This is a genomic window from Rhizobium sp. Leaf311 (assembly GCF_001423445.1).
Taxonomy (GTDB): Bacteria; Pseudomonadota; Alphaproteobacteria; order Rhizobiales; family Rhizobiaceae; genus Agrobacterium.
In genome coordinates, this window is sequence record NZ_LMNZ01000007.1 from 20482 (window position 1) to 28626 (window position 8145).

Consider the following 8145-nt stretch of genomic DNA (forward strand, 5'->3'; position numbering starts at 1 on the left):
CTCTCACCGAAGAGATTGTGAACGATATTATGGAGCGTGCAGGTGGCAGACGAGCACATCCGGATCACGACCGGCGAGCTACTAGAAACGCCGACTACGTTGTCGGTAATGCAGTGATCGAGCTGAAGATTCTTGATGACGAAGGCCTGAGCAAAGCAGATCGGCAGGCCAAGCTTGCTGCTTTGTTCACCGTGCTCGACCCAGAAAGGCCGGTTCATGTCCTAGATCGCGAGCGTCTCGATCTGGCCGGACGGCGGAGTTACGATCGCACGATGGAAGGCCCGATTAAGGGCGCGGTTAAGAGCGCGAAGGGGCAGCTCGCACAATCTCGATCCGAATTTCCGGACGCGAAACGATCAATTCTGATGATCGTCAACAACGCCAACACGGCGCTTGATCATGATGAAATCGTTGAAATGGCCGGCCGTCGTGCACGAAATGATACTGAACAAATCGACGGCGTTGTTGTTGCCGGCGCCTACCTTCACAGCGATGGTTTCGATACGATTGCTTTATGGCCGATCGATTATGTTCCTATCTCCCTTGATATGGCCTTCCCGGAGTACGAAGCGCTGCGGAAGGCGTTTCATCATTATGCCGAGCGCGCAATGACGGATGCGGTCATCAATGGGCTGTCAGCCGATATGACTAAAGGGCCAATCCTCGATACAGCATTCGAGGTCGACGGCAAGACCTTCGTTAAGCCCGCGCCTCCCATGGTAAAGAGCTCCGACTTCTACATTACTGGTCGAGCACGTCTGAATAGTACTGGGAGCGAGAAAAGCCCGGTCGTGGGGCTGACATTTCCGGAACTCGATCACGATGAGTGGGCAAAATTTCGAGAATATATGCCTTTAGATGTGTCACTTGGCGAGCACTTCGAGGACTGGTGTGCTCAGCGGCAAGATGCCGTCTCTCAAGGAACTTCTCTCAGGCCGCTGGTTCCGATACCTGTGACCTTTGCTGCATGGAGTTCAAGTTTTGGTGGTAGAACGGCCCCGCGTCATTTCACGCCGGTGCGCGAGTACGCAAATCGACTCTATCAACAGGCGGTAACCAACGTGATCGACGGCGCGCGCGATCTGGAAAAGACAAAGGTGATCCCCAACCGATATATCCTCGCAGTCACAGAACTAATCGGGCAGGACCAAGCCAACGACATATCGCATATCTTCCTGATTGAGCAGCACGTTGCCGCTGAGCCGAAGCAGACAGCACTCGTCAAGAATGCACGGATCTTCCATCTGCATGCCTGTACGCTCGGTGCATCCTATGCCGTAAAGCACGGCGTTACATCACTCCGCTGGAAAAAGGTAATGACGTATGCATGGGTGTAATACAGTGGGGTTTGCGGATTTTGAAGCGGTCCAGCGGCAATTATTTCCGTCTTAAGCTGCTGTCTGTAATGCCCAATTCAGAAGCGCGAGGTGAAATGCTTCTCTGTGTCGTCTGTGTTTTCCAGCCGCTTGAATTTTCTAAATGATCAGCCGAATTCCCTTCACAAGAGCCGCGGCTCATCCATAATAATTCGTCGAAACACCACGAGATGATGGCCATTGTAAGCCTAATTCCTTGAGTCGGCCTTGGGCCACAATTTGTTAGCGACGAGGGAGTTAAGAATGCGGACTGCCCTTTACTTTCCCCACACCGAAGTGCGCAGCAAAAACGTTATGCATTCCAGCCTCCTCCTTTGGGATAGTTTGGAATACATCGTGCCCTTTCGCGGTTATCGGCCAAACTACCGAGATCGCGACATGGGCGAAGCGATGGAAATCATAGGCCAATCCCGGTGTCCGTCGAAAGCGGAAAAGCTTCGTGTTCACGAGCTGATGGAAGATCTTCTGCGTGGCGGGACGCCCGAGACATTTTTCTATTCTCCAAGGTCTGGAAAGACTGACTATGACGTATGGCCACAGAAACTTGCGCCCGAGACATGGGATCTGCTTGTTGAACATAGGGTAACCAACAGATATCTCGGCAACCACGATTATCCAATGAGCCAAGCGGCAGGCCTGTCACTCATGGCCGTTCTCGCAGATGTGCTGGCTGGAAGTACTCGAGCGCGAATAACAGATCGTGATCTGGCTTACGCAACTATAGCCAACGCAGTGAAGGTCGCACAGCCGGCCGGCGACGTCATACGTGTGGTTCCGCTGACGTTAAAGGGGATCGCTGTCGACCGTATCCCATTCGATCGCCTCATAGCATATCGGAAGCGAGAAGCGCGAGAATCGGGCGGAGATTACCGGAAGTTGCGACACAACTACCAGCAAGCAGTGGAGACGCACGTAGCAAAGATCGCCACCGTCGATCCTCATTCACCGGATCGCGAAGAGTTGGATCGGGCTTTCCGTTCTGACATGGAGGATGACCTTGCCGATCTGAAGAAAGAGCTAGGATTTGCGAAGCGAGATGCGTGGCTGTCTAAGGATGTGGTAGCTCTGGTGGTCGCTGGAGGAGGGTTACTCGGTGCAGCAGCAGGTCTACCCGGTATACCGATTCCACAAGTCGTCGGGTTAGGGGGAGGAGCCGCTCTCCTTGCCGGTTTGCTGGGGTCAGGAAACAAGTTGGCGAAGGCCAGATATGACGTGCTTCGAAAGCATCCGATGGCCTATCTCCATGAGCTCTCCGAACTTCGTGCCTAAAAGGCAAAAAGGGGAGCTGTCGATTTGGAATGACCATTTACAATAACGACGCACGGCCCCTCAGAGCCCTCTCTAAAGGCGAAGTACGATCCTGTCCGTCAGCAAAGGAGTAGCGGCACGATGAAGTCTGCGCCGTCTGGCGGAAGGGCAACGCGAGACCGGCGTATTTTAGCTTTCAGGCGTATGCTGTGACCTATAGGACAGCGTTGAAGGTCCGTAACGGCAAATGCACAGGGTCGGTCGATCTTCCGAAGGGCGCTTCTGTAGCAAAACTTTTAAATCTAACCGCGTTCAGGCTCCGAGCTGGCCATCTGGCAGGCATTTTGCGTGAGCGGAAATGATTTCCATATCAGCCCTAACCGGACATTTCGATCAGAAACCCTGATGTCAGCTTTACGCCCCCGATGCGTCGTGGCGGCCATCCTTGCTTTTCCCAAAGCAGCCGCCATCTTTGGCCATTTGTTCAATATGGGATGTTATAAGGACCGAACCGCGCCCTTGGGTTGAACTCTTATTAACCTCAGCCTGTTCGAGAATTAGACGCATGGGTGCGTTATTGGTCAGGCGATACTTTCTCAAGCCTCGCACTATGGGCTAAAGATTCCTGTTCAGGTACAAGCCCTTCCCAAGTGTCATGAACCCACCGACTCACGCCTGTAATCTTACGGGCTAATAGTTGATCGGGATTCGAACATTCCGCAAAATCGCCGTCTCGAAAATCATAGTTCGCTTTGTGCTCTTCGAGCTCCCGTTGAGCGCGACGATAGATCATCCACAGACGCTGCGGCTTGCGAAGCTGCAGCCAGCTTGTCAGCGCGCCCGCTAAGACTGACAAGAATGACGGCACACCTTTAGCCCAAAGGTCGTCTTTGCCAAGCGTGACGAATAGCGGTGCGGTTAGTGTGCAGGCAATAATTATCGAGAAGCAAAGCTGAGCCTCGATTTTATTGTGGTCCGCCTTGTTGCGAAATCCTTTTCGCACTGATGAATAGTAGTCAACTGCAGATGCAAACGTGTCTTCTGGAAGGGTTCTGTCCTTACGGAACATATCAAAGGCTCTCATCAAAGATTTCAGTCTAAGCAAAGCAGTTTCACGTGCTTCATGGGATATCGTTTGTTCAATGCCTTGCGCATCAACTGCAGCGTCGCCTCGAAAGCGTCCTGTTCGGACGCCGTCTAGCTCAGAGGGCGTCTGCTTCTGAAAGTTGCCGCTTGTTTTTCAGGATGTTTTTCGCATTTCAGGTTTCCGGCGAGTTTTACGAGGCAACCGGCGTCGGACAGTCGGCGTCGCGCCGCGAAATCTATTGTCTATCTGATCAAGTGTCTCTCGCGCTGTGTATGCATTCACCTCAAGCAAATCCTCGAACAGGCTAATTCCCAGCTCTCGGGTCGCGGGGCCAAGTCGGTGCAACGTAACTGAGATGTCGACAAGCTCGGCGGCGGACCCGGCTGTGGCGGTTCGAATGTCGCCAAGCTCGTGCTTCCAAGTCGCAAGTAGGGCAGATGCGATGGTTCCAACCAGTTCGCCGGCGTCTGGAAGAAGCGTTTGCAGCCGATCAACGATAAAGGTCGATTGGACTGTGGCATGCTTCTCGATAAAGGGGGAAAGGGCCGTAAGAAACTCCAGCCATTCCGGCGTAGGCACTATGTCATCCACGATACGGAACAAGTCGGTGATAGCGGACCACGTGCGATCGTCCGCCTTGGGAATTGCCCTCTTTAGAAGCTCGGCACACGCCCGCCGTAGCGCTTCATCTGGCCACATATTGACGCATGCATAAGCGATTCCTGTCAGCGCTTCCGGTGGTCCCTGTGTTAAGATGTCATCGACCATCTTCGTCGACCATGAGAGCTTGGGCTGGACAATTGAGATGAGACCCGCAAGCTCTCCTCGAGCCTGCTGCACCAACGGTGCCTTTTGGCCTTGCCATTTCAGAAGGACACCCTCTACGAAGTTGGGTATTACCCACTGGAGATGCGCCAACAGGATCGCGGCCTCGCGGGATGTCTCCAGTCCGGGGTATCGCGCGAATAGTTCGGCTAGCAACTTATGTAGTTTCGTGGAGTCGTCTGGCCGAACGTATTGCATGAAACGCAGCATTGCGCTCCACACCCGCACGTCGTCCCCCCGTTCTATGTGATGCTGCAAAAGCGCGATTAGTTCGTCTGGGAGCTTTCGCTGGAGATAGACTCGCGCCAGCACCTCGAGAATGGGGAAATTTCCATGCGGCAGCACCCCGAAACCATCCATTCTCCAGAGTACGGATCCGTTCCCGGAGGGCTTCGTCAGTTCTTCGGCGCCAGTGCCGAGGAGCGTCTCCTCTCCGTCGTCTTCAACGCTGATGGCAGTAGACGGATCCGAAGGTTTAGTGAGCCACCCGGTTAGAAGCTTCACGATCTCATCGCTGAGTGGCTTGTCTCGATGCAGGATTCGCTCTAGGCCGCGCGCAACGCTTCCGAAATATTCCTCTCCGGTAAACCCGCGGCTATCCAAATCGAGAATAGCACGTTCGAATGTCGGGGGATCGGCAACGTCGCCGAGCTCAGCAAGCGCATATCCGACGGCGCGTGTCCCGAACTGTGGATCTAGTTCGGCGATGATCTTAAAAGCACGCTCCGGGTTTGCTTTTGCGAAATTTGCAAATTCACGGGAGAGCTGAACATTGCCACCTTTCATCCAGTCTCGTGGATTGTCCCATTTGGTCGCGTCTGGTAGCCGCTTGAAGGCATTGACGATCTCCTCGTCCTTTGCCTTGGACATGGAGTCCAACGACATTGGAGAACCAACCCAACGCACCTGAACGCCAGCGCGAATGCGCCGCTCACCAAACTTCCGCACGCCCTCGGCGACTTTTTGCGTTGTTGTCTCATTAAGCCGCTCAGTCGGCAGCGACTGAAGTAGTTCCAGTTTCATGCGCTCAACGGCCCGAAAGAAGCTACGGCGTTCCTTTGGATCCCGCTCATCTCCAGGGGACGGGCTGTAAGATCCGACAAACTCACAGAATTGCCTGATCTGATCGTCGGACCAGTGCGCTGCGGCCGTTTCGATAAGGCGCTTTGTCGTTCCGATTCCGTCGTGAACGTTGCCGAGGTGAAGCCGCCTTACGTCACTTAGCAAGTAAGTCAGCGCGAAGTCGGCTAACTTGTCAGCGTGCGTTGCTAGCGCGTGTGTGAACAAACGGTGAGTCGGAACCGTGTCATTGTCTTGATGATCGATAATCCAGTCCTTCGCGGCCTCGGGATCCTCATCGGCGAGCGAATCGAGGGCGGTGACGAAGGCCGTGAGGAGGGCGTGCTCCCGCGATTGGCTGGACTCTTCTTCCTCAAAATGTAGGCCGACGCCATAGGGAATTGCGTAGCCGAGTCCGCCTCGTTCCACTTTTACATTGGCCAGCGCGGCAAGCGCCCGCTCAAGCCAAGGCCAAAGAATGTTAAGGAATTCTCTCGGTCGCGTCCGAGCGATCTCGTCAAGAGTGTTATAGCCCTCGCTTTGCTCCAGAAGCCGGTGGAAGGGCTCGGATTGCGATCCGTTCAAGTAATACGAGAGCGATCCTTCGTCTTCGGCGTCGATTGACGCAGCTCTCGCTGCGGACTCGACCATTGTCGCCGCTAACTGCTTGTCCAGCCTTGCCAGAGCTAGCTTTAGTGCAACGTCTGGCTGCTCGGCACCGATCGTGGAAATTGCGTGCTCGAAAGCAAAATCGGCAATGTCCGAGCGTTTGACGACTTGAGTTGCCAAATCAAGTTCGGCATCGGACCACTTAGGCACTTCCTGAAGCACGGCCCAAACGTTTCCGTCATTCTCTGTGTTGTGAAGCCAGACCGACCTAATCAGCTTTACCACGCTGGCACTGTCAAACAGCACAGCTTTCATGAGCGTGGTCGTCGCGATGCCGACTTCGGCGGATATGGTCATTGCCTCGGTTATTGCCGAGTGCTTCAAGCGTTCGAACCAGCCAGGGCTGCCCTGCATCGCTTGCAATGCAATTCTGCGCGTGGCCGACGCGAGTGCGGATTGCATCAGCGAAACTTCGATTTCTGTTGGCGCACTCTGACTGCCTAGGAATTCGACAAGCAGGAAGCGAAGATGCCGGCGCTCTGCCCCATTCCAAATTACCTCTATTTCAGAGGAGTACGTTGGAGGATCGACATTTCGGAGATAAGAGAGGCCAGCCAACGTTTTTGGCCGAATGAAAAGTGACGCTTGTCGCCCCAGCACGTAAGCCGAAAGTCGCCCCTCTTTCTCCGCAAAGGAACGGGCGAGCGCATGCTCGAACAGAGTCTGGTGTGTGAACCCAATCTTACCATCCGTGCCGAAGTCGGTCAGAACACCGGCGGCGATCAATGCCGCGACTCCCTCCGGCTCGGCTGCGTATCGTGCGCTCGGAACCCATAGGTTCTCGTGCTCGGCCATATCCTCCGCTATTCGCGAAGTTAGTGCTGCAAGCGGGCCACCCTTTGGTGCCGTGAGAATGCGTTCCTTCCACAGCCGGTCCAGCAATTTCTGATAGTTGGTGAAATCGTCGGCGCCGCCTCTGTCAAGCAGACTCAAGAAGGTTTTCAAAGTCTGGGGAGACCTCATCAGGCGTTGTGCGTCCACCGGCCATCCCGCTGCGCTGACGCCGTTACGTTCCAAGATTTCCAGGACGGTCGACCATGCGGGTAAGTCAAGGAAAAGGCTGTCAGCGCGCACTGTTTTGAGACGAGTATCGTGCTCGTATTCGAAGGTTCGTGAAGACACTACAATGTGTAGATTGGAGACTCCACCCAGCCGACGCACGATGTTGAGCAAAACATTCAATCGACCAGTTTTCAGGTCTAGGTAGCTTGCGAGAGCATCGAGCTGATCGATAATGAGAACGACCGGCCTTATCCGGGCAATGTCTGAAAGCAGGCTAGTGACTGTCTGATTCAGTCCCAGTGCCACGCGCAAGGCTTCTTCATCGGCGACCGATGGATCGATCAGGTCGGCCTTGATCGCGAGGAAGGGTAGCTTATGTTCCCTGAGATGCCGCGCGAGCGTAGCGAGAAGCGCCGACTTGCCCGCGCCCGGCTCGCCAAGCAGAGCGGTCGTTGACCCCTCGGCGCCTTCGATCTTTGCCAGTAGATTGGCGAGTTCTGGGCGAGGAATTTCGGTGCCGTCAGGTAAGCTCCTCGACCATTCCAAAAGTTCCTGCGAAGCAGCTTCGAGAGACTTCATGGAGGAGCGGGCTGCAACAAAGGCGTCTTCTTCGACCACAGTTGTCAGCGAGACTTCTAACTCTGCCCATAAGAGTTCAACGAGAGCTGGGTCCGAAGCGCGTGCAACGTCTTCGGTCCGCAGCGAGAAAATCATGTGGAACGAACCGCTTTCGGTTCGCTCCAGCTCAATGGATTCGTCGTTGAAATGTTGGCGGAGAGCCTCACTGATCTTCTCGCAGCGCTCAGCTGGAAAATCTTTAGGCTCTCCCGCAAACGAAAACACCACGCTCACGCGTTGTTGCTGCGGCACGGGGGGGGG

General features: G+C 54.7%; 4 protein-coding genes. 2 read left to right on the forward strand and 2 right to left on the reverse strand.

What is annotated here, in order from left to right; all coding sequences use genetic code 11:
• The first annotated feature begins 17 nt into the window (after positions 1-17).
• Both ASF69_RS10530 and ASF69_RS10535 read left to right on the forward strand, forming a co-directional pair.
• Positions 18-1337, forward strand: coding sequence for a hypothetical protein (locus tag ASF69_RS10530; protein ID WP_156462040.1), 1320 nt, complete (start codon positions 18-20; stop codon positions 1335-1337).
• Between the two features lie 282 nt (positions 1338-1619).
• Positions 1620-2645, forward strand: coding sequence for a hypothetical protein (locus ASF69_RS10535; protein WP_156462041.1), 1026 nt, complete (start codon positions 1620-1622; stop codon positions 2643-2645).
• A gap of 553 nt (positions 2646-3198) precedes the next feature.
• Here ASF69_RS10535 and ASF69_RS10540 read toward each other — a convergent pair.
• Together ASF69_RS10540 and ASF69_RS10545 are read right to left on the reverse strand one after the other, a co-directional pair.
• Positions 3199-3708, reverse strand: a complete 510-nt coding sequence (locus ASF69_RS10540) for a DUF4231 domain-containing protein (RefSeq protein ID WP_062587306.1) — start codon at positions 3706-3708, stop codon at positions 3199-3201.
• A gap of 156 nt (positions 3709-3864) precedes the next feature.
• Positions 3865-8118 carry an ATP-binding protein gene (locus tag ASF69_RS10545; RefSeq protein WP_062587307.1) on the reverse strand — a complete coding sequence of 1418 codons (4254 nt, stop codon included), beginning with the start codon at positions 8116-8118 and terminating at the stop codon, positions 3865-3867.
• Positions 8119-8145: the final 27 nt, after the last annotated feature.

What these genes read in the sequence shown, in the direction of transcription:
- ASF69_RS10535 (WP_156462041.1), top strand. Translation starts at nt 1,620, where the DNA reads ATGCGGACTGCCCTTTACTTTCCCCACACCGAAGTGCGCAGCAAAAAC.
- ASF69_RS10540 (WP_062587306.1), bottom strand. Translation starts at nt 3,708, where the DNA reads ATGAGAGCCTTTGATATGTTCCGTAAGGACAGAACCCTTCCAGAAGAC.